The organism is Undibacterium sp. JH2W (assembly GCF_049340425.1).
Taxonomy (GTDB): Bacteria; Pseudomonadota; Gammaproteobacteria; order Burkholderiales; family Burkholderiaceae_D; genus Undibacterium.
Window position 1 is genome coordinate 145414 of record NZ_JBMPOT010000005.1, and the last position, 23589, is coordinate 169002.

The 23589-nt window shown below is 51.8% G+C and carries 17 protein-coding genes; 5 read left to right on the forward strand and 12 right to left on the reverse strand.

What is annotated here, in order from left to right; translation table 11 throughout:
• Positions 1 to 8: 8 nt before the first annotated feature.
• Positions 9 to 638 carry an isochorismate family cysteine hydrolase YcaC gene (gene ycaC / locus ACO0LC_RS08710; RefSeq protein ID WP_423002263.1) on the reverse strand — a complete coding sequence of 210 codons (630 nt, stop codon included), beginning with the start codon at positions 636 to 638 and terminating at the stop codon, positions 9 to 11.
• A 58-nt stretch (positions 639 to 696) separates the two neighbouring features.
• On the reverse strand, positions 697 to 1563 hold the full coding sequence (locus tag ACO0LC_RS08715; protein WP_423002264.1) for a pirin family protein: 867 nt from the start codon (positions 1561 to 1563) through the stop codon (positions 697 to 699).
• A 147-nt stretch (positions 1564 to 1710) separates the two neighbouring features.
• Between ACO0LC_RS08715 and ACO0LC_RS08720 the strand changes: the two genes are divergently transcribed.
• Positions 1711 to 2619: a LysR family transcriptional regulator gene (locus ACO0LC_RS08720; RefSeq protein WP_423002265.1), complete on the forward strand. Its 909-nt coding sequence runs from the start codon at positions 1711 to 1713 to the stop codon at positions 2617 to 2619.
• Between the two features lie 92 nt (positions 2620 to 2711).
• Here ACO0LC_RS08720 and ACO0LC_RS08725 read toward each other — a convergent pair whose 3' ends face one another.
• On the reverse strand, positions 2712 to 3056 hold the full coding sequence (locus tag ACO0LC_RS08725; protein ID WP_423002266.1) for a hypothetical protein: 345 nt from the start codon (positions 3054 to 3056) through the stop codon (positions 2712 to 2714).
• A 373-nt stretch (positions 3057 to 3429) separates the two neighbouring features.
• Complete coding sequence (locus ACO0LC_RS08730; protein ID WP_423002267.1) at positions 3430 to 4893, reverse strand: MFS transporter; 1464 nt, start codon at positions 4891 to 4893, stop codon at positions 3430 to 3432.
• Positions 4894 to 5021: 128 nt separating this feature from the next.
• Between ACO0LC_RS08730 and ACO0LC_RS08735 the strand changes: the two genes are divergently transcribed.
• Positions 5022 to 5897, forward strand: a complete 876-nt coding sequence (locus ACO0LC_RS08735) for a LysR family transcriptional regulator (RefSeq protein WP_423002443.1) — start codon at positions 5022 to 5024, stop codon at positions 5895 to 5897.
• 120 nt (positions 5898 to 6017) lie between these two features.
• On the opposite strand, the gene ACO0LC_RS08740 is transcribed toward ACO0LC_RS08735, so the two are convergent.
• The 8 genes from ACO0LC_RS08740 to ACO0LC_RS08775 form a co-directional block, all read right to left on the reverse strand.
• Positions 6018 to 9947 carry an AAA family ATPase gene (locus ACO0LC_RS08740; protein WP_423002268.1) on the reverse strand — a complete coding sequence of 1310 codons (3930 nt, stop codon included), beginning with the start codon at positions 9945 to 9947 and terminating at the stop codon, positions 6018 to 6020.
• A 324-nt stretch (positions 9948 to 10271) separates the two neighbouring features.
• Positions 10272 to 11516, reverse strand: a complete 1245-nt coding sequence (locus ACO0LC_RS08745) for a Zn-dependent hydrolase (protein ID WP_423002269.1) — start codon at positions 11514 to 11516, stop codon at positions 10272 to 10274.
• A 22-nt stretch (positions 11517 to 11538) separates the two neighbouring features.
• Entirely contained in the window at positions 11539 to 12951 is a 1413-nt protein-coding gene (hydA, locus tag ACO0LC_RS08750; RefSeq protein WP_423002270.1) for a dihydropyrimidinase, read from the reverse strand.
• A 184-nt stretch (positions 12952 to 13135) separates the two neighbouring features.
• On the reverse strand, positions 13136 to 14584 hold the full coding sequence (locus ACO0LC_RS08755) for an NCS1 family nucleobase:cation symporter-1 (protein ID WP_423002271.1): 1449 nt from the start codon (positions 14582 to 14584) through the stop codon (positions 13136 to 13138).
• Between the two features lie 300 nt (positions 14585 to 14884).
• The gene (gene preA, locus ACO0LC_RS08760) at positions 14885 to 16159 is read right to left on the reverse strand and encodes an NAD-dependent dihydropyrimidine dehydrogenase subunit PreA (protein ID WP_423002272.1); all 1275 of its coding nucleotides are present in this window, start codon (positions 16157 to 16159) and stop codon (positions 14885 to 14887) included.
• 1 nt (position 16160) lies between these two features.
• Complete coding sequence (locus tag ACO0LC_RS08765) at positions 16161 to 17519, reverse strand: NAD(P)-dependent oxidoreductase (protein WP_423002273.1); 1359 nt, start codon at positions 17517 to 17519, stop codon at positions 16161 to 16163.
• A gap of 61 nt (positions 17520 to 17580) precedes the next feature.
• Entirely contained in the window at positions 17581 to 19080 is a 1500-nt protein-coding gene (locus ACO0LC_RS08770; RefSeq protein WP_423002274.1) for a CoA-acylating methylmalonate-semialdehyde dehydrogenase, read from the reverse strand.
• Between the two features lie 13 nt (positions 19081 to 19093).
• Positions 19094 to 20404, reverse strand: coding sequence for an aspartate aminotransferase family protein (locus tag ACO0LC_RS08775; RefSeq protein WP_423002275.1), 1311 nt, complete (start codon positions 20402 to 20404; stop codon positions 19094 to 19096).
• A gap of 185 nt (positions 20405 to 20589) precedes the next feature.
• On the opposite strand from ACO0LC_RS08775, the gene ACO0LC_RS08780 reads away from it, so the two are divergent.
• From ACO0LC_RS08780 to ACO0LC_RS08790, 3 genes are all read left to right on the forward strand, one after another.
• Positions 20590 to 22032, forward strand: a complete 1443-nt coding sequence (locus tag ACO0LC_RS08780; RefSeq protein WP_423002276.1) for a PLP-dependent aminotransferase family protein — start codon at positions 20590 to 20592, stop codon at positions 22030 to 22032.
• Complete coding sequence (locus tag ACO0LC_RS08785) at positions 22025 to 22648, forward strand: TetR/AcrR family transcriptional regulator (protein WP_423002277.1); 624 nt, start codon at positions 22025 to 22027, stop codon at positions 22646 to 22648. Before ACO0LC_RS08780 ends, ACO0LC_RS08785 begins: the two co-directional genes overlap by 8 nt.
• A gap of 119 nt (positions 22649 to 22767) precedes the next feature.
• Complete coding sequence (locus tag ACO0LC_RS08790; RefSeq protein ID WP_423002278.1) at positions 22768 to 23583, forward strand: substrate-binding periplasmic protein; 816 nt, start codon at positions 22768 to 22770, stop codon at positions 23581 to 23583.
• The last annotated feature ends 6 nt before the right edge of the window (positions 23584 to 23589 follow it).

The window sequence follows — 23589 nt, forward strand, 5'->3', positions numbered from 1 at the left end:
TCACAAACTTACTTGTTTGCACTCGCCCTGGTATAGCTGTTGATCAGATTCCGGTAATCAGGAATATGATTCGAGAACAGTGTGCCCAGACCGATCACATCATTCCTCCAGTCACGGTGCAATTCACCGGCAACCGCAAACCAGCTCGTCAACTGCGCGCCTGCTGCCTGCATGCGTTGCAGGGCAGAATTGCGGGTGATGTCGTTGAAAGTGCCTGATGCATCCGTCACCACAAACACTTCATAACCCTCACCCAGAGCCGACAAGGCAGGGAAAGCTACGCACACTTCAGTCACCACGCCAGCGATGATGATTTGCTTGCGGCCGGTTGCCTTGACGGCAGTCACAAACTCTTCATTGTCCCAGGCATTGATCTGGCCAGGGCGCGCAATGAAGGGTGCGTCAGGAAAAATCTCACGCAATTCCGGTACCAGCGGGCCATTCGGGCCATCCTCAAAACTCGTCGTCAATATCGTTGGCAGATTAAAGTACTTCGCCACATCTGCCAGCGCCAGCACATTGTTCTTGAACTGATCAGGCTGGATATCACGCACCAGCGACAACAGACCAGTCTGGTGATCCACCAGCAGCAGGATTGCATCATCTTTATTCAAACGTTTGTAGAGATCTTTGTTCATGTCAACTTCCTCAAAAAAGTGGGCAAGATTGCCCACGTAAAAAAATTGCTGTTAACTATTAAATTTTTCCAAAACTACCGCTTCTGAAATCCGCAAAAGCCTGGTCTATCTCAGTCGCCGTGTTCATCACAAAAGGCCCATGCGCCACTACCGGTTCATCAATGGGATCACCACTGAGCAGCAACACATGCGCATCAGCCTCTGGCTGTATCAAAACATCTTCACCTGCCTTGTCCAGCAAGACCATTTGCGCTGGCCCGGCCAACTGCTGACCATTGATCTTGACCGTGCCTTGCAGCACAACCAGCATGGCGGTACGGCCCGCCTGCAAATTCAAGCTCGTAGCCATGCCCTGGTTCAGCCGCATATCCCAAACATCCATAGGCGTATGCGTATGTGCTGGCCCATTATTAGCGGCATAGCTACCGGCAATCACCCGCAGACAACCTGCGCCACCTGGCAAATCCAGCACAGGGATATCGCGATTCAAAATGCCCTGATAACCCGGCGTCGTCATCTTGTCGCGTGCTGGCAGGTTGACCCAGAGTTGCACCATCTCCAGCGTGCCGCCTGTGCGGCTGAAAGCTTCTGAATGAAACTCGTCATGCAAAATGCCTGCGCCTGCCGTCATCCACTGCACATCACCCGGGCCTATGGTGCCACCTGCCCCAGTTGAATCGCGGTGCTCAACTTCGCCCTGATACACAATGGTCACCGTCTCAAAACCACGGTGAGGATGGCTGCCAACGCCGCGCTGACGTTCGCCCGTCATCGGCGCAAACTGCGCAGGGCCTGCGTAATCCAGCATCAAAAACGGGCTGATGTGCTGGCCCAGGCTGGCATTGGAAAACAAAGTCCGCACCGGAAAACCATCACCAACCCAGTGTTGGCCGCTAGTACCGTAGATACCTAAAACCTGTTTCATGATCTTGTCCTTGCTGGTTGGACACGCTTGGTGTCGATGGAAAGAAGTGTAAATTCTTCCCAAACAAGGCGGTAGTAGGCGAAAATATGATGCAACGTCCCATAAATAGAACGATGGACTCGAACGATAAATTAAAAAATAAACGCCATGTCACAAGACTTGAATGACCTCTACTACTTTGCCCAGGTGGTCGACCACCGCGGCTTTGCCCCAGCCGGGCGCGCCCTGGGCATACCCAAGTCCAAACTCAGTCGCCGCATCGCCGAACTGGAAGAACGCCTGGGCGTACGCCTGATACAGCGCTCGTCGCGCAGTTTTTCTGTCACCGAGATAGGTCAGACTTACTACAGCCATTGCAAGGCCATGCTGGCCGAAGCCAGCGCCGCACAAGAAGCCATAGATCAGGACAAGGCAGAACCACAAGGCGTGATACGCCTGAGCTGCCCCATCGCCATGCTGCATGCCCAGGTCGGCACTATCCTGGCCGACTACATGACCAGCCACCCGCGCGTCACCCTGCAACTCGAAGCCAGCAACCGCCGTGTCGATGTCATAGCCGAAGGCTTTGATCTCGCCATACGCGTGCGCCCGCCCCCGCTGGAAGACAGCGAACTGGTCGTCAAGGTATTAGGCACCCGCTGCTGGTGCCTGGCCGCCAGCCCCGCCCTGCTGGAGAAACTGGGCACGCCAAGACAACCAGCCGACCTGGCCAACTACCCCAGCCTGGACCTCGGCCCCGCGCGTGAAGAATACCTGTGGCAACTGGTAGGCGAACAAGGCGAACTACTGACCATGCGCCACACCCCACGCATGATCAGCGATGACATGACAGCCCTGCGCCAGGCCGCCATCGCCGGCGCAGGCGTCGTGACATTACCTGTGATGATGATGGAAGAAGAATTAAAAGACGGCCGCCTGGTCCAGCTCATCCCCTACTGGACCCTGAAACACGGCATCGTCCACCTGGTGTTTCCATCAAGGCGATGGATAAGACCGGCGGTGCGCAGTTTGATTGATATGCTGGATGAGAGGTTTAGGGATTTGCCGAATAATTAGAACAGCCAATTATCTATGCCCCGTAGGAGAGGCTTCAGCTGCGAACAATGGCCGATATATATGTACTTACTATTGAGCAAATTCAAACTAGCTCACTTGAATTTCTGTCTGTAGCTTTCTACATGCTGAGGAAATAATTCTGTATAAAGCGAACCGGCAATACCCATGACATTAACCTCAATGAATGACTCGTCCATTTCCAGGGAATAATCGAGAACACTCACGCACAAGCAGGGGATTTCCAAACCAGTTTCACTACGCGCTGATAAATCCAGATGTGATTGATCTGCATGATTGCACCTGCATTCATTTTTTACCAGCTCATAATCAGGTGCTGGTAAGAATACGCCAGATGCCACACCCATAAAAGGATCACCCGCCTCAAGCAAAGAATGGCCGATCAGAGTTTCTCGCGCATAGATAGAAAATGTAGCCATAAGATAGGGCCGCCTCCACTTACACCTTGATCTCTTCCAGCAAGTCTGGATAGCATTCAAGGAGCTTAAGCAATTTTACCAAGGCAAGTGATAGGCGAACAAGGCGAATTGCTGTACTGGCCCCTGAAATACAATATCGTCCACCTGGTGTTTCCATCGAGCGACGGATAAGGCCAGCGGTGCGCAGTTTGATTGATATGCTCGATGAGAGATTCATGGATTTGCCAAACAACTAGGGATCAAATCCCAGGAAAATGTCTTGACCACCCGTAGGAGCGGCTTCAGCCGCGAATCGCCGATATACGTATAGCTACGATTCGCGGCTGAAGCCGCTCCTACCAAACCATGCATCTATTTCGTGACATGGTTGTCGTCAGCCTTGCCTCAGCTTAGGAATAAACAAATACGTCAACACACAGGCTAGCGCATAACTTCCCAACAGCACCGCAAACGCCACAGGCATGCGCCATGTCCAGTCTGTTGTTGCATGGAATATCCCACCCATGATGGCCACGCCAACCAGTGCACCGATTTGGCGGCTGGCATTGACGGCGGCAGAGGCGCTGCCTGCATAGCGCGTGCCACAGACTTGCAGCACTGTCGTCGTCATCGCAGGCAGGGCGACGCCTACAGAGATATTCATGATGACGACACACAATGTCAGCGTGCGCATCATCAAGGCTGAAGCCATGTCAGTGTTGAGGGTAGTCAGCAATATGCACAATGCCATCAGTGCAGCACTGGCCGTGCCAAACAACAAGGGGTAGCGCGTACCCACCCTGGCAGAAACCTGGCCAGACAGCAGATTACCGACCATGAAAGAAAACATCATAGGCAGCATCTGCATACCTGCCTCATGAGCGGTGACATGCAAGGCATCCTGGAAGAAAATCCCCAGCAAAAAGATTTGCGCAAAGGTAGAAAAACTGATCAGGAAACCTATGCCGCTCGCCGCCGGGAAGGTCGCACTGGCGAACAGCGCGCGTGGCAGCAAGGGCGAGCTGCCGCGTCTCTCCTGCACTATCAGCACCAACGTGCTGATGACCATGCCAGCCAGCAGCGACAGGATAAGTGCAGATTGCCAGCCATAGGCCGGGCCTTCGATCAGGATGAAAGTCAGGCTGACCAGCGCAACGAGCAGCAAGGCATGACTGAGCAGGGATAGCGGCCTTGGGTGCGCAGGTGCTTTGGGTATCAGCTTTTTGACCATCAACACACCCAGTATCCCCAGCGGGATATTCACCATGAAGATACTGCGCCAGCCAAACTGCTGTACCAGCATGCCACCTATCAGCGGGCCACTACCGCTGGCAACACCAACCAGGGCCGACCATATGCCAAGCATCTTGGTGCGCTGCTTGATGTCCTGAAAAGTATGACTCATCAAACTCAATGATGCAGGCATGAACAAGGCCGCGCCCAGGCCTTGCAGCAATCGCGCAATAATCAGCACAGCACCGCTGCCAGCCAGACCACACAACAGCGACGCCGCAATAAACACCAGCAAGCCCGCCTGGTAAGTCGTCTTTGCCCCCCATCTCTCAGCCAGCGCACCGCCTATGAGCAAGAGCGAAGCAAAACTCAGGGTATAGGCATCCACCACCCACACCAGACGGCTCAACGGCAAAGAAAATTTGCTGGCAATCGCAGGCAATGCGATATTGACCGAAGTCACATCCACCATCGCCATCATGAAACCCAGCGCCAGTGTCAGCAAGATCAGCGCCTCATCCAGCTTGCCCAGGCGCGGGCTGCCTGTCGCTGCCACAGCCGCCTCCATTGTTTTGCATTCATGCACTAGATTGATACTGCCCTGCCCACCACTTAGCCTGCTCATGAGAACCCCTTTTCGATAAACCTGGGAACATGGTAGTTGTCTTGTGTGATGCAGTAAATAAGCATAATATCAGCAGTCTGATGCAAAATTGCATCACCAAATTGAACACTGAAATGATTGCATCAAGCATGGATTGGGACGACACAAGAATTTTTCTGGCGATTTACAGAGCAGGCACCCTGCGCAGTGCAGCGGCCACGCTCAATATCGACCAGGCCACTGCAGGCAGGCGGCTGGCGGCGCTGGAGCAGGCTTTGAATGCGCGCCTGTTCTTGCGCACGCCTTCAGGTTACGTCGCAACACCGGCAGGCGAACATGCACTGACAGCCGCCGAGATGATGGAAAAAGCCTCAGACAAACTGCAGCGCGAAATCGCCGGGATAGATAACCGCCTCTCAGGCGTAGTGCGCGTTGCCACATCCGATACCATGGCCAGCTACTTCGTCATCCCCGCCATGCAAAAGCTGCACGCCGCCCACCCCGATATCCGCATCGTGCTGAGCACTGCAACCCAACTGAGCAACCTCACCAGACGCGAAGCAGACATAGCCGTACGCATCGTCAGGCCCACCGACCCCGACCTGATAGCCCGCCACCTGACCAAGCGCAAGCTCGGCCTGTTCGCCGCAAAAAGCTACGTCAAGAAACACCCCGCTCCACCAGACAGCAAGGGCCTGGACGGCCACGACATCATCATCTACCAGCACCGTATCGCTCCACGCCAGACAGAAAAACTCTGCGGCCTACCCATCGCCAACGCCCGCGTCACCATGGAAGTCAGCAGCGCCATGATGCTGCTCGAAGCCACACGCGCCGGACTCGGCATCGCCGAGCTGGCGACCCACCTGGCAGAAAACGATCCCCTGCTCACCCGTCTGTGGCCAGAGCGGGAAGACAGCTACGATGTATGGCTGGTTATGCATGGCGACCTTGCCCGCACTGCACGGGTCAGGGCGGTTGCGGATGCGATTGTTGGGTGTTTTTCGGGAAAGGATAGCAAGTAAAGATTAAAACCATTTTCTATGCCATTACAACTGCTCTCTCTGACTCAGCTATAGAAATCGTGCATATGCAATTAAGTAACACTCTTTAAGTCAAACCATTCCTAACACAACACCTCCAATTTAGCTAAACTCATAGAGAACTCCAGTGATGAGCGTCGCGCGCTCTACAGTATTGAATCCAGGTTCCGGTCGATCAACTGCGAGCACATCTGCAACGCCTAGGCCACCAATAGTTTCAAATTGACGTAAATGGTTAAGCGAACCTGGCAACCGCTTTCCAACTCGCTTAAATAGACTCGTTCCATCACCAAGGTGAAGCGCCACATAAGCAAGTTCATGTCGGTCTAAATCACTCAAGACGATTTCTTGGCCCCCTAGTGCAATCTGGCCAGGCAAGGCAAGCGGTATTGCACTTTGCTCTTTAACCCGATAAGCACTCTTGATGTTACAAATTAAGTGAGCATAGTCAACTTTTACTGCTTCACCACTAGCTCTCGCTGGTAGCACAAACGCCGTCTGAAAAAGTATGCCAACGACCTTATGAAGTGCCAGCTCAGATTCTTTAAAAGCCAGAGTTGGCTTACTACTTCGCGGATCAGGAGCTTCTGATACCAAAGAAATCATATTTTTATTTTTTGCACGAAGAATTCTACGTGCAAAAATCTCATCACCACGTCGCACAATAGCAAGTTGCAGATCGCCCACCTCACTAGGAATGGCTTCAACAATAGCAACACTTTGAACTGTAGAAGCGAAACCAAAATTTTGAGTACGTAAAAAATAAAATGCTTTTCCTTCAAAGCATGCTGACTCCAACAACTCCATTTCTGTTTCCTGCGATTCTCCTGTTGACATCCCCTTAACAAATGCTGAAAGGTTTGGGCGTATCGGCCAAGTAAAGTCAGGAATTTTTTCTGTTGTAAGAGTTTCGAATTCCGTTTTCACAAATGCAACCTGCTCTCTCCGGCAGAATAACCTGAAATCTTGATGCGCCAACTCTACATCTTTGCGAACTCGCTCAAGTTCATTCCGATATTTAGCGACATCTTGTGGCTGAATCAGATGACGATCTCTATGATGAGCTTTATTTAGTAATCCAAGCACAGGAGAATTAGTGGCAAATGCAGGATCTTTGCTAAGGCGTACTAAGGTTCCAGCTTGAAAAATTTCACTTGATCCAGCTTTCACTGCAGCTTTCAATTGATTTATGTGATCGCCCAATGTCGGTTTCATTGTGGTAGCGACACTTGCTGGGAAAGCAGCATCATCAAATAAATCGCCAAGACGAGCCTCTATAAATTCTCTGCATTTACCTGCATACTCTTGTGCCAGTTTTACGTCATTTTCGTCCCCTTTTGTAAGGCATAGAGCCTTGTTAACATCAAGCAAACTCGGTGAAATAATAAGAGTTGGCCGATTAGCAGTAGGAGGATGAACTTGACGATGATCTACGACAACACTTTGGGCTTGGGCTGAAACCACCAGCGAGTTTGCAAATCGATTGTCATGCGTAGTTATAAAAAGCTGAGCACCTGATGCTGTTAGAGTAGCAAGTGCAGAAGAAAGTCGATCTCGATTATCAACGTCTAACAACTCTTGCGGGTCGTCCAACAATATTAAATTAAGGCCACCTCGCTCTTTGTTAAGGTACTCCCAGTAAGCCAGATAAAAACCAACGAGATTAGCTCGAAATGCTGATGCATTCGCAACGTGTTGTGCTGGTGCTGATACCCCCTGACTACCTATGTAGAAATCTATACTCCCATCAGACTCCATTACTGTATTTGTTAATGAATGACTTGTCGCTGGATATGCGCCTTGATAAATGCGGTTACGCCATTCGGACGCAACAAAATGCAGTTTCCCTTGCAAACTTTGAACTTGATTTTCCGCTAGGCCACCTAGCTTAGTGCATTCATTCAGTGCAGAAATGGCGTGATCATATTCTTCCAACTTCATCTCTGCTATTCGTCGTTTCTTTAAATCAGATTCCATACGATTGCAGAATTCGGTTGCAGAATTTATTGGTTCAACAGCGTTGACAATTTCCTTTAAACGAGAGATTCGTCCTAGCAATGAGTTTGAATTAGGCTTTGGCTCTTCTGGTCCTTTTCCTACAATTTCAAAAATAAAGGAACGCGAGAACTCAACGTTTGCAAGTCCCCATGAAGAATAACGTAAAGCCCTGTCCAAGCGTAACAAAACTTTCTGAAGAGTCACAAGACCAGGAAGTTTTTCAGAAATGTCTTGAAATTCTGATGAAGACAATTTAGGAGCACTTTCAAGTATTCTTTCACAGGCTATTTTTACTTGGTCCCGCAAGGAGTTTAGTACCCCATCAAATGCCTCTACACCTAACATTTCCTCTACCACTGCCTTGATCATCAATTCACATGGGTTTTCAGGAAGTTCTTTTTTCAGTTCAGTTGCAAGTGTTTCAGGGAGTGTTGAGGATAAGTTGGAAATCGTCGCAGTCGACCATTTTTCCATTGTTTTCGAAATCAAAGATGAGTCGTCGTGTAATGCAGATTGCAAATGATTTCGCACTGATGAACCTGTTGTGCGATCTATTTTTCCTTCTAAATCAGAGCCACAAATGACACAAGTATCAACCAAAGATTCTTTGGCACTGTTATCTCTTATCCACTCAGCCACAATTGCATACAAACGTAGACGTGAAGCCAGATCCTGATTCTTTGCTAACTTAACTAATGTTTCAGCCTCGTCAAAAATTAAGCCCATTTTTGATACCGCATCTTGCCGTTGCTCTTCACTGAGTTTTCGAAGGCCTGCGAGACGTTTTGCTGATAATGTGGCTGACAATCCATCGATAGCACTGTTCGCGGTGTTAATGCTATTTTCCAAATTAGTTCGGTCGCTCTTTATCTCTGGATTAAAAGTATCTCCTAACACATCTTTAGCATCTGCAAGTCCTTTAGTTTTTAGAAACTCCAGATGCTCACCTACTTTCTTTAAGTGCTCTTCAGTTGACGATCCTTTTCCAGGTTCTGCAATCACCAGATCAAGTTTCAACAGCGGATTATTTTCTATAAGACTTAGCAAGTCTGCGTGTGAGCGTTGGAAAGCTACATCTGCATTCGTTATTTCAGTATTTCGCTCTTTTTTCAATTCACCAGAAATACGAGCTTTCACCTTTGCAGCATGCTTTGAAAGGTCAACTAATGGAGCTAACCCAGTAAGGTGTGCGACAGCTTTACCTAATTGCGAAGGTGAGCCAATTTCACAGTATTGCAAAATTGCCGGCATTACCGTGCCAGTGCGCAAAGCGGCAGGGTCAACGCCAAGTTCCTCCTTATTGATAACATGCTCTTCCAGCTTCCCTCTTGGAGTTCGCGTGACCATCCGTTTAAGCGGAGGGAGAGATCGACCATCCTCATCCATAAACGTCAATTCCACCCACGTATCTGCCTCGATATATGGCTTAACTGGTCTTTCGATTGCGGGATTCGGTAGAGGTGTAACAGGATTTAGTTTGTGATGAGTTGCCTGTTGTCCAGCATCGCTAGACTCCAATTCACACTCGAACTCCATGATTGCTGGTTCGGGAGAACGTTGAGGGCGTAACACTTCCCCTGTAAGCACCCATACGATGGCGTTTAACAAAGATGTTTTTCCTGCTCCGTTGAAACCTTCAAATAAAGTGATTTTGTCTTTTGGTTCAAATACGAAATCGTCAGGAGGAAGGGAATATTTACCGTAAAGGTGTAAACCAGCGAATCTATGAGCCACCAATCTCTTAAGGATCAGCGTTTTCCTTTGTCCTATTAACGGAACTTTATTGCCCTGTAATGCACTGGGCGCAATCTTCAGGCTTGCAATGATAGGCTCAATATCGCTACCTGAAAGACTCCCTGCCCATTTAGTACGATTTTTCAAATACCACTGGAGTACAGACCTAGACTCTGCCGTCGGTAGAGAAAATGTCTCGCCAGTTTCGCTAATTTCAGTTGAATGTCCTGCTATGAGATCTAAACACAATGACTCTATAGTGTGTAGGTGTAATGGACGCACCGGCGCATTTTGACTCATATGTATCCCTCAAAAGCTGGCTTCTTCATTTAGCGTAAGTAGGCATAATCAAATATTTTGATTATTTTTTTACAACACTAGCAAATATAATCAGTTTAAGAAAGAAGAGATAAATTATTTATGCCACAACTTTGCCTAGCAACAAAATTTTGTCGCCAATAAGGTACAACTGAAATAATCTAGATAAAGAACCTATAAGTTAATTATTTGATCGGAATGCACATTGCGCAGGGTAGAAAAATTTAACACACTATTCATATTGCCTTTAAAAAACAATAGGAATAAGTATTATTGGGAATAAATTCGAAAGCCAAACTGGCTTGATTAAACTACGGTCCCAGCCCTCCCCAACATCGCATGCAACAACACATTACACCCCGCCTCCAGGTGTTCTGATTTCGCATCTTCAATTTCATTGTGGCTGATACCATCCTTGCAGGGTACGAAGATCATGCCGGATGGAGCCAGTCTGGCGGTGTAGATGGCGTCGTGGCCTGCGCCTGATACTACGTCCATGGTGCTGTAGCCCAGGGTGGCTGTGGCTTCGCGTACGGCGTTGACGCAGTCTGGGTGGAAGGGGCATGGGGGGTAGTAGGAGACGCGTTCTACGCTGATGTTCAGGCCGCTGTCCTTGCTGGTTTTGTCGACGAAGGCGAGGATTTCATTGTGCATGGTGTCCAGCAGTTCGGACGACACATTGCGCAGGTCTATGCTGAATTTGACTTCACCAGGGATGACGTTGCGGCTGTTGGGGAAAACCTGCACCATGCCTACCGTGCCACGGCCATAGGGTGGGTAGCGGTTGCCGATGTTGACGACCTCTTGCATGATTTTGGTGGAGATTTGCAAGGCGTCTTTGCGCAGGGCCATGGGTGTGGGGCCTGCATGGGCTTCCATGCCGGTGACGATGCAGTCGTACCATGAGAGGCCAAGCACGCCGGGGACGACGCCGATGACTTTGTCAGCATCTTCCAGCACCGGGCCTTGTTCTATATGGGTTTCAAAATAGGCACCTATTGGATGCTGGCCTGGCACTTCTGTGCCTTTGTAGCCTATGCGTGCTAGTTCATCGCCTACGGTCTTGCCTTCTGTGTCTTTGGCGGCATAGGCGTGTTCGAGTGTGAATGCACCGCAGAATACGCCTGAGCCCATCATGACGGGGACGAAGCGTGAGCCTTCTTCATTGGTCCAGAAGGCGACCTCGATGGGTGCTTCTGTTTCTATATTGTGGTCATTGAGGGTACGCACGACTTCGAGCGCGGCCAGCACGCCGTAGTTGCCGTCGAACTTGCCGCCGGTGGGCTGGGTGTCGATATGGCTGCCGGACATGATGGGTGGCAGCGCAGGGTTCTTGCCTGCCCTACGCATGAAGACATTGCCTATCTGGTCTATAGTGACAGTGAGGCCAGCCTGTTTGGCCCAGGAGACGACGAGGTCGCGGCCTTGCTTGTCAAGATCAGTCAGGGCCAGTCGTTTGACGCCACCTTTTTGTGTGGCACCGATTTGTGCGAGTTCCATCAATGAGGCCCATAAACGGTCGCCATTGATACGTAAATTTGCGGTAGACATTGCGTTACTCCTTATATTACTTTTATGCGCGCATTCTGTTGAGCGCATGAAACATGGGCGAAAAGGATGGGCGTTTGATATAGCGCCCTGCCCCCATCTCTGCCCTTAAATCACCTTGGTTGAACACCAGCTTGCCACCGCTGATGGTGTGGGTGGGTATGCCCTTGACGGTGCGGCCTTCAAAGACGTTGAAGTCGCCTTTGGAGAATTGTGTCTTGGCTGACAGTGTCTTGCTGCCATTGGCATCCCACAGCACGATGTCGGCATCTGCGCCCTCGGTAATCACGCCTTTGCGTGGGTAGATATTGAAAATCTGCGCACAGTTGGTGGAGGTGACCTTGACGAATTCTGATGGTGTCAGGCGGCCTGTATTCACGCCTGCGTCCCACAAGATCATCATGCGCTCTTCTACGCCACCGCAGCCATTGGGTATCTTGGTGAAGTCATCCTTGCCCGCGGCTTTTTGGGCAGCACAGAAGGTGCAGTGGTCGGTGGCCGTGGTATGCAGGTTGCCGCCTTGCAGGCCTTGCCACAGAGCTTCTTGATGATGGCTGCTGCGGAAAGGCGGGCTCATGACGTGGCCTGCGGATTGTACAAAGTCCGGGTTCTTGTAGACGCTGTCATCAACAACGAGGTGGCCTGCCAGCACTTCGCCAAACACGCGCTGGCCGTGGGCACGGGCGCGGGTGATGGCATCGAGCGATTCCTGGCAGGATACGTGGACGATGTAGAGCGGCGTGTTAAGCACATTGGCAATGGCGATGGCGCGCTGTGCGGCTTCACCTTCGACCATGGGCGGGCGTGACAGGGGGTGGGACTGCGGGCCTGTCATGCCCTTCTTCATCAACTCTTGTTGCAGGACATAGACCAGTTCGCCATTCTCTGCATGCACGGTGGGTATCGCGCCAAGCTCCAGCGCGCGGGTGAAGCTTTTGACCAGGATTTCATCATCGGCCATGATGGCGTTCTTGTAGGCCATGAAATGCTTGAAGCTATTGACGCCATGCTCGTTGACGAGTTTACCCATGTCGGCATGGACAGTCTCATCCCACCAGGTGACGGCGACGTGGAAGGAATAATCGCCCGCAGATTTTTCTGCCCAGCTGCTCCAGGTATTGAAGGCTTCCATCAGGCTTTGTTGCGGGTTGGGGATGACGAAGTCGATGATGCTGGTCGTGCCACCCGCCAGGCCAGCAGCCGTGCCGGTAAAGAAATCATCTTGTGTAACCGTGCCCATGAAGGGCAATTGCATATGCGTGTGCGGGTCTATGCCGCCGGGCATGACGTAGAGGCCGCCAGCGTCGATGATCTCTGCACCCGCAGGTGCGTCGAGATTGTCGCCTACGGCGATGATCTTGCCATTGTCGCAGAGGACATCGGCTTTAAATTCGCGGTCTGCGTTGACGACAGTGCCGCCGCGTATCAAGATGGTCATGGCAGTTCCTTCATTAATTCATTGGGTGTGCAAAATTACGGAAACGATATTTGTAGGTTGGGCTACGCTTCACCAGCCCAACACTCAGCTTTCAAAAACGTGTACGTTAATTGAGGCCCAGTGTTGGGCAGATAAAGCGATGCCCAACCTACGTTAATATCCCGTGATTTCGCACATTCAAAATTCAAACCTTCTTACCACTCATCAAACCCATATACACCACCCCGGACAAGGCAAGGCCGACGAACCAGGCGTAGGTGTAGATGGTTTTTAATACTTCTGGAATAGCCGGGAAGCTGGCAGGGAAAGCCGCGTTCAAAAAACCCGGGATATTCGGCAAGACGCCGATCACAAAAGCGATCACGGCGGCCATGTTCCAGCCATTTTTATAGCTGTATTTGCCTTCATCCTGGTACAGGGCATTCACATCAATTTCTGTCTTACGGATGAAGTAATAATCAATGATCAGAATACCGGCGATGGGGCCAAGCAAGGCAGAATAACCTATCAGCCAGGTAAAGATATAGCCCTGGGTGGATTCCAAAATCTTCCACGGCATCATGATGAGGGCGATGGATGCGGTGATATAGCCACCAGTCTTATACGAAATCAGCTTGGGGTTCAGGGCTGAGAAATCATAAGCCGGGCCAACCAGGTTGGCGGCCAGGTTGACGGATACCGTGTCTATCAGCAAGATCAGCAAGGCGATCAGGACGGCAACGCCGGTCATGCGACTGGCCAGGTCTACCGGGTCCCACAGGGCTTTGCCGTACAGGACTACGGTGGCAGAAGTGACGATCACGGCCAGCAAGGCCAGCAAACCCATGGGGGCGGGCAAGCCTATGGTCTGACCTAGTATCTGATCTTTTTGTGATTTGGCAAAACGGGTAAAGTCAGGGATGTTCAGTGCCAGCGTCGCCCAGAAGCCGACCATGGCTGTCAGTGAGGGCCAGAAGGTGGTCCAGAATTGCCCGGCTTTTTTACCGCCTTCTACAAACTGGGAAGGCTGGTCAAGGATGGGGCCAAAGCTGCCCGCCTTGTTATACACCCAGCCCAGCAGGACAAAACAGATGATGATTTTCAAGGGTGCAGTATAGGTTTCCAGCTTGCGTATGGCATCCATGCCGTGGAAGATGTACCAGAATTGTATGCCCCAGAAAATCAGGAAACAGACCAGTTGCGCGGCGTTGATGCCCAGACCGGCAATATTGTCACCGCCGAGCGGATGACCAATCAATACGCCGCCCAGGGTATAAATCATTTGCCCGCCAAACCAGGTTTGTATGCCATACCAGCCGCAAGCGACGATGGCACGCATCAGTGCAGGCAGACGTGCGCCACGCACACCAAAGGAAGTACGCGCCAGCACGGCATAGGGGATGCCGTATTTGGCACCGGCATGGCCAATCAGCAACATGGGGACGAGGACGATGGCATTGGCAATAAACACGGTCACCACCGCCTGGTAGCCTGACATGCCGCCCTCAATGAGGCTGGCGGCCAGGGTATAGGCCGGGATACACATGACCATACCCACCCACAGAGCGGCAAAGTGATACCAGCGCCAGGTGCGCTGTGCTTCTGAAGTAGGTGCTAAATCTTCATTCCAAAGTTGCCCGCTTTGTGTCTGCATATACTCTTCTCCAGGTGGAATATTCGAAAAAATTCAGGTACAAAAGCTGTAGCAAACTTTATTCCAGATACTGATGATGTGCAAAATATTCCCTCCCCTTCAAGGGGAGGGCTAGGGTGGGGGTGGGTTTCGGTAAAACTCTATCATTCGCGCCTTTGCTGCAGAACCCCATCCCCATCCCAACCTTTCCCTTGAAGGGGAAGGAGCTTTTATCAAGCCATTTTGGAATCACGATCAGAAATTTTTTTACAATCTGCTATCAAAGAATTTATACCCCCACTCCCCTCCAAGTACAAGCAATTATTTCAACACTGCACGCGGGTTGCGTGGGTCTTGCGTCCAGTTCATATACGGTTTTCCTGTCGCCTGGGGTACCATGGTGATGCACTGCTCTACCGGGCAGGTGATCTGGCAGAGGTTGCAGCCTACACATTCTTCCTTGATGACTTCGTATTTGCGTGTGCCATTATCAGCAATCAGTTGCGCGATGGACTGGTGCGAGGTATCTTCACAGGCGATATAGCAGCGGCCGCATTGTATGCATTTGTCCTGGTCTATCTCGGCAATGACGGCATAGTTCATGTCCAGGTTTTTCCAGTCTGTCGTATTGGCAACGGCCTTACCGGCAAAGTCGCTGATACGCTCATAGCCTTTTTCATCCATCCAGCGAGACAGGCCATCGGTCATTTCCTTGACGATGCGGAAGCCATGCAACATGGCGGCGGTACAGACCTGTACTGAACCTGCGCCCAGCGCCAGGAATTCTGCTGCATCACGCCAGTTGCCTATGCCGCCTATGCCTGAGATGGGCAGGCCCTTGGTGGCCGGGTCACGGGCGATTTCTGCCACCATGTTCAAAGCGATAGGCTTGACGGCGCTGCCGCAGTAACCGCCATGCGTGCTTTGCGTGCCCACTATCGGACGGGCGATCATCTGGTCGAGATCAATGGACGTGATGGAGTTGATGGTGTTGATCAGCGACACGGCATCTGCACCGCCATTGAAGGCAGCGCGGGCTGGTATGCGCACGTCAGTGATGTTGGGTGTGAGCTTGACGATGACGGGCAGGGAGCAATACTTTTTGCACCAGCGCGTGATCATTTCCACATATTCTGGCACCTGGCCCACGGCTGCGCCCATGCCGCGTTCTGGCATGCCGTGCGGGCAGCCGAAGTTGAGTTCTATGCCATCTGCACCTGTGGCTTCTACCAGTGGCAGGATGCGTGCCCAGCTTTCTTCTTCGCAGGGATACATCAGCGATACGATCATGGCGCGGTCTGGCCAGTCTTTTTTGACTTGCGTGATTTCGCGCAGGTTGATTTCCAGGCTGCGGTCGGTGATCAGCTCGATATTATTAAAGCCTATGACTTCACGGTTCTTGCCAAAATGGGCGGAGTAACGCGAAGAGACGTTGACCGGTGGTGGGTCTTCGCCCAGGGTTTTCCAGACCACGCCGCCCCAGCCCGCTTCAAAAGCGCGGATGACGTTATAGGCCTTGTCGGTCGGCGGTGCAGATGCCAGCCAGAAAGGATTGGGCGCCTTGATGCCGGCAAAGTTAATCGAGAGGTCAGCCATATTACACCTTCGCTTTCAAATCATTATCAATTGCCAGCGCTGCCAGCTTGCCATGTTGGACTGCCTGTACGGTCAGGTCCTGCCCGTCGGCGATACAGTCGCCACCGGCATAAATGCCCGTTATGCTGGTGCGATACTGCGCATCCACATGGATTTTGTCATTCTGCTTTTGCAGGTCTTTTGCCAATGCGTCAGACAGACTTCTGTTGTCCATGCTTTGACCGATAGCTTTGAAAACGGCCTGTGCGGGGATGTCGATAGTGGCGCCGCTGGTTTGCAATTTGCCGCCCACTTCTCTGGTGCGTGCAAAGCGCATGCCGCTGACCTTGCCTTCTGCATCGCGCAAGACTTCTTGCGGTTGCGCCCAGGTGACGATGCGTACCTGGTTGGCTTTGGCGATGTCCTGTTCATGGTGGGTGGCAGACATATGCTCTGCACCACGGCGGTACACCAGGGTGACTTGCTCTGCACCAAGGCGGGCGATTTGCACTGCCATATCGATGGCGGTATTACCGGCACCGATGACTATGCATTGTTTAGGTACGGGCAATTTAGTCAGGTCTTCTGCCTGGCGCAATTCGGCGATGTAATCTACCGCTGCCATCAGGCCGGGTGCATCTTCACCTGTCAGGCCTAACTGGCGGCTGGTGCCAAGACCGAGGCCGAGGAAGACGGCATCATAATCACGGCGCAAATCTGCCAGATGCAGGTTCTGGCCCAGTACCTGTTCATGCTTGACGGTGATGCCGCCAATTTGCAGCAGGAATTCCACCTCGCGCTGGGCGCTGTCTTCTGTCAGTTTATATTTGGCGATACCGTATTCATTGAGGCCACCAGATTTTTGTTTTGCTTCAAAAATCACGACATCATGGCCCAGCGTCGCCAGTCTGTGCGCACAGGATAAACCTGCTGGCCCACCACCGACAATGGCGATTTTCTTGCCCGTGCTGGCAGCGCGCTGAAAAGGATGCTGTTCAAACTTGGCATTGTCGAGTGCAAAGCGTTGCAGCAGACCGATCTTGACTGGTGCACCTTCTGCATCATGATTGCGCACGCAGGCGTGCTCGCACAAAATCTCGGTCGGGCAAACGCGTGAGCAGCTTGCACCAAGGATATTTTGATCGAGAATAACTTTGGCCGCACCATTGATATTGCCGACAGCAATATTCTGGATAAAGCTGGGCACATCAATTTCTGACGGGCAGATGCGTGTGCAGGGAGCATCGTAACAATAGAGGCAGCGGTCACTTTCTATCGCTGCCTGGCGCTTGTTCAGTGCAGGATTCAAATCAGTGAAATGCGAACGCAGCGTCTCCTGACTTTCTTCTGCCTGGGGTAAATGCTTAAGGGCTTCCAACATGGTGGCTCCAATCAATCTCGGTTTGCTAACTTTTTTCTAAAAGCAAGTTTCGTGACAGCGATTATTTATTTTGAGGGAATGAAAATTCTGCCCCCTTGGAAATGCTATCCGGCCAGCGCTGCATGACTGCTTTCACACGCGTATAGAAGCGCACACCTTCAGGGCCATAGATGTGATGATCGCCAAACAGACTACGCTTCCAGCCACCAAAACTATGGAAGGCCATAGGCACAGGCAAAGGTACATTCACACCAACCATGCCTACCTGTATCATGCGCACGAACTCACGCGCAGTGCCACCATCGCGCGTGAAGACGGCCACGCCATTTCCGTATTCATGTTTGTTGATGAGGTCTGCTGCCGCTGCCATGTCTGGTACGCGTACTACACACAATACCGGGCCAAAAATTTCCTGTTTGTAGACTGTCATTTCTGGTGTCACATGATCAAACAGACTGCCACCGCAAAAGAAGCCTTGTTCATGTCCGGGCACGCTGAAATTACGGCCATCGACAACGAGTTTTGCGCCTTCTGCCACGCCTTCACCGATCAGGCTTTCTATGCGTTCTTTGGCGGCATGGGTAATGACGGGGCCCATTTCTGCATCAGGGATCAGGCCGTTATTGATCTTGAGGGATTTAACACGCGCTGCCATCGCATCAACCATGGCATCAGCAGCAGAACCAACGGCGACGGCAACCGAGATGGCCATGCAGCGTTCACCTGCAGAGCCATAAGCTGCGCCCATCAAGGCGTCGACTGCCATGTCCAGATCAGCATCTGGCATGACAACCATATGGTTTTTTGCGCCACCGAGTGCCTGCACACGCTTGCCATTGGCACAGCCACGTGCGTAGATTGCCTGGGCAATTGGTGTGGAACCGACGAAGCTGATTGCCTGTACTTCTGGATGATCGAGCAAGGCATCAACGACAGTTTTATCACCCTGCACGACATTGAAAACACCGTCAGGCAAACCCGCCTGCTTGAGTAGTTTTGCATGCAGCAAGGATGCAGATGGATCGCGTTCTGACGGTTTCAACACAAAGGTATTACCGCAGGCGATAGCGATAGGGAACATCCACATCGGCACCATGACGGGGAAGTTGAAAGGCGTGATGCCAGCCACGACACCCAGCGGCTGGCGCATGCTACAAGCATCAATGCCGCGGGCGATCTGTTCGGAATATTCGCCCTTCAACAACTGTGGAATACCGATAGCAAACTCCACCACTTCTATGCCACGTGCGACTTCCCCCTTGGCATCGGCCAGGGTCTTGCCATGTTCCTTGGTCAGCAGATTGGCGAATTCATCGGTATGCTGTTGCAGCAGGTTCAGGTAAGCCATGAGTACGCGTGCGCGTGACAGGGCTGGGGTGTTGGACCATGCAGGAAAAGCCTTTGCCGCTGCGGCGACTGCGAGGTTAACGTCCTGCTCGCTGCCGAGGGCGACCTGGCCCTGTACAGAACCGAGAGCCGGATTATAGATATCAGCAAAGCGTGGCTGCACGCTTTGATGCAGTTCGCCGTTGATGTAATGATTGACTTGATATGTGGTCATGATGCCCGCCGGATTAATCGAGGTGTTTCAAAATGTCGTGCAGTTTGCCGAACAACTGGTCTACGTGTTTCTTCTCCAAGATCAATGGAGGTGACATGGCGATGATGTCGCCCGTCGTACGTACCAGTACACCTTCAGCAAAGGCTTTCTTGTAGACGGCCATGGCGCGGGCACCGACCTTGCCTGGCATGGATTCCAGCTCTATCGCACCGATGAGGCCGACATTGCGCAAGTCTATGACATGCGGCAAGCCTTTCAAAGAATGCAGGCCATCTTCCCAATAGGCAGTCATGCTTTGTGCATGTTCCAGCACTTTTTCTTCCTTGAACACTTTAAGGGAAGCCAGGCCAGCAGCAACGGCGAGTGGGTGACCGGAATAGGTGTAGCCGTGGAATAACTCTATGCCTGCTGGGCCAGCCATCAGGGCGTCATAAATTTTCTGGTGACTGAACACTGCGCCCATAGGTACGACACCATTGGTCAGGCCTTTTGCTGTGGTCATCAGGTCAGGTGTGACATCAAAGTAGTCAGACGCAAACGGTGTACCCATGCGACCAAAGCCTGTGATGACTTCATCAAATATGAGCAGGATGCCATGTTTATCGCACAGTTCACGCAGGCGTTTCAGATAACCTTTTGATGGCAGGATGACGCCAGCAGAACCAGCCAGTGGTTCAACGATGACGGCGGCGATGGTGGAAATGTCGTGCAGGGTGATCAGGCGTTCGAGTTCATCTGCCAGATGTGTGCCGTATTCTGGCAAGCCACGGGTGAAGGCATTTTTTTCCAGGTTGTGTGTATGCGGCAGATAATCAACACCGGCCAGCAAGCTACCAAACTGTTTGCGGTTGGCTGGCAGGCCACCGAGTGACATGCCGCCAAAACCGACGCCGTGGTATGCACGTTCGCGGCTGATGAAGCGGGTGCGCTGGGCTTCGCCACGGCTGCGGTGGTAAGCCAGCACCATTTTCATGGCGGTATCAACAGCTTCCGAGCCGGAATTGGTATAAAACACCTGACCAAACTTGTGGCCGCTATAGTCGATCAACTGCTCTGCCAGTTCAAAGGCTTGCGGGTGTCCGATCTGGAAGGCAGGTGCGTAATCGAGGGTCGCCACGGCATCTTGTACCGCTTTCACCACAGTTGGGTGGGAATGTCCCAGCGGCACGCACCACAGGCCTGCCGTACCGTCGAGTATCTCGCGGCCATTCTGGTCGCGGTAGTACATGCCAGAGGCAGATGCCACCAGACGCGGTGCCTCTTTATAGTCACGGTTAGCCGTGAAAGGCATCCAGTAGGAATTGAGTTGTTGTTTGCTGAGCATGGGCTTCTCCTTGACACTGAAAACAATTTACCAAGTGGTAAAAATATGCTGAAATGCTAAATAAGCATATGCAGTAATGACATATACAGCCAGTTTAATTTCATCCAACCGTATTGGTAGCCGAGACATAACAGTTACGTGCATCTGCACAATTTAGCTTATGTTATGTCTAGCGAGGAGCAAGCATGGACGCCGTAAAAGAAGTGCAGGCAGTAGAACATGGCCCAGTCTGGCCGCAACTGGCGCTGGAACGTAGCCGCCAGGCCAGCCTGGTAGAGCAGATCGTGCAGGAAGTGAGCCGTCTGGTGCGCCAGAACGACCTGGCACAGGGTAGCAAGATGCCATCCGTGCGACAGTTTGCCAAATGCAATGCGGTCAGTACCTTTACAGTTGTGGAATCTTATGAGCGCCTGATTACCCTGGGCTTGCTAAGTTCGCGCCGTGGTTCTGGTTATTTTGTCACCAAACCGGCCTGTACACCGCAACCCATGGCGCAAGCTGTCATGCCCAGTGCGCTGGATGCGCTTAGCCCGGATTTGTACTCTGGCGTATCTAGCGCCTTGCCCGTGGGTTCAGGCTGGTTACCGCCAGAATGGTATGGCGATGATATTTTGCTGGATGCCTTGAAGCAATCGATGCGCATCCCTACCCAGCGCCTGCGTGGCTATGGCAACCCGCTGGGTTTCCCCAGCTTGCGCCAGCATCTGGCAAGCAGCCTGTCGCAGGAATTGTTCAGTGTTGATTCTGAACAGATATTGCTGACCCATGGTGCTACCCATGGCTTTGACCTCATCCTGCGTACGCTTTGCAAACCAGGTGACACTGTACTGGTCGAAGACCCCGGTTATAGCAATCTCTTGTCGCTGATACGCCATCACGGCTGCATACCGATAGGCATAGCCCGTGATGAAAAAGGCCTGAACCTTGACAGCCTGATGGAAAAGGCGCTGCTGCATCAACCCAAGCTGATGTTTGTCAATACCGTCTTGCAAAACCCGCTGGGCACCAGTCTGAGCCAGGCACAGGCGCACCGCCTGCTGGCTTTGGCAGAACAGTTTGACTTCTGGCTGGTCGAAGATGATATCTACCGCGAGCTATGCCCGCGCCCCGAACCTTCACTGGCCGCGATGGATGGTTTGCGCCGCGTGATACGGGTGGGCAGTTTTTCCAAGACGCTGTCCCCTACCCTGCGTGTAGGCTCAGTCTGCGCATCACATTCACTAATCGGTGAACTGCTAAGGGTGAAGATGCTGGCTGGTTTGACCACATCTGAAATCAATGAGCGTGCGGTGCTGCATGCGATCAGCTCGCGCCTGTACCGGCGCATGCTGGAAAAGCTCAAGCGCCAGTTGGAAACCTCGCGCAATGCCAGCATGGACATGCTGCTGGCCGCAGGTTTGACACCACTGGCAGATCCACGCGGCGGCATGTTCATCAGCGCTGGCTGGAAAGACAGCAAGGCCAGTGCCAGCGAGATTTCACGCCAGGCTTTGCAGGAAGGCATCTTGCTGGCACCAGACGAGTTTTTTAGCCTGCATGCCAGTGAGCACCCCTGGTTCCGTTTCAATATCGCTTACAGTGATGCGGGTACATTGAAAGCCTTTTTGATGAAGCAGCGCCATGGATAGAGCGCCGGATAAACTCACCCGCTCACGCGATGCACTGCAAGCCCGCATCATGCAGGCGGCGGTCGAAGTGTTTGCCGAGGCAGGTTATGCAGGCACGGCGCTGGCGTCCATTGCGGAGCGGGCTGGCCTTTCAAAACAGAATTTGCTGTACTACTTCCCGACCAAGCAGATACTGTATGAAAAAGTACTGGACCAGGTGCTCGATCAGTGGCTGGAACGCATGAATATCCTGGCAGACCCTGAGCAAGACCCGGCCACGCTGCTGCGTAATTACATACGCGCCAAACTGCGTTTTTCGCGTGAGCAGCCACAAGCCTCACGCGTGTATGCGATGGAAGTCATCAGCGGTGCTCCCGTGTATGCTGAAACCATGCGCAATAAAATCCTGCCGCTATTGCAAAAAGATATAGCCGTTTTTGAAGCCTGGATGGCAGCTGGAAAAATTGCTGCCGTCAATACCACTCATTTATTATTTGCCATCTGGGCCATGACGCAATCCTATGCTGACTTTGCCTCGCAAATGAGCCTGGTATTGGGGCACAGCCCTCTGGATGAAAATGATTTTACAGACGCAGAAACCATGATCGTCGACATGGTATTGAGCCGGGTTTGTTAGACATCAACATGTTCGTCATAACGGGAGCGGTTAATCCATCTGCTATCTGTTAGATTGCAAATCACGTGATGGAAATCTACTCTGGCCAATATAAATTTGTCTTCGCCAAAGGAGGCGCTATGTCTGGCATGATTGTGCAAAAGATGTTGATCTTGCGATATGCCTTATATTTGAGTTTATTGAATTTTAGTTCTTTGCTGCAAGCGCAAAATTTACCCACGTGCCCTGCCCGTCCTATCGTACTGGCTCTACAGGAACTAGGTCAGTTTTATCGTGCCGGTGTGGGCCTGGACAAAGACATGGCTGACGAATTTGCAAGCCGCAGTGCTTGCAAATTCGAGACACCCGTATTGCCACGTGCCCGTACCTGGCAAGAAATAGAAGCTGGCCGTGTCGATATGACACTGTCCGCACTAAAAACGACAGAACGCGCAGAAAAATTCTGGTTCTTCCCCTATCTGCAGGCGCGCCTGCTTGTCATCATCCACAAGGACAAGGCTGTCAACATCAAATCCCAGGAAGATTTTTTACAGCAAAGTAACTTGTTTCTGGGTGCAGTGCGCAGTGCCAATCACGGCTACAACGAAGGCTTTGTGCAGCAACTACGCAAATTGGGCCGGGTGGTTGATGTCAACGATAGCGAGCGACTGTATACCATGCTGGAAGCACGGCGTTTTGATGCCGTCATTGGTGTGCAACTGATCTATGGCGCTTATCTGGATCAAAAGCAAATGGAAAACAAATACAAAACCATAGACTGGAGCCCGAAAGACCTGAAAGGCCATGCGCAACTTGTGCTCACCAGGAAAAATTTCTCAGAAGTAGAGGCGCAACGCTGGAATCAATTACTGCAGGCCATGGTCAGGGATGGCACCATGTTGCGGCTCTTGCAAAAATACGTCAGCAAGGCAGAGGCCGAAAAGATGCTGGAATAATTTTTG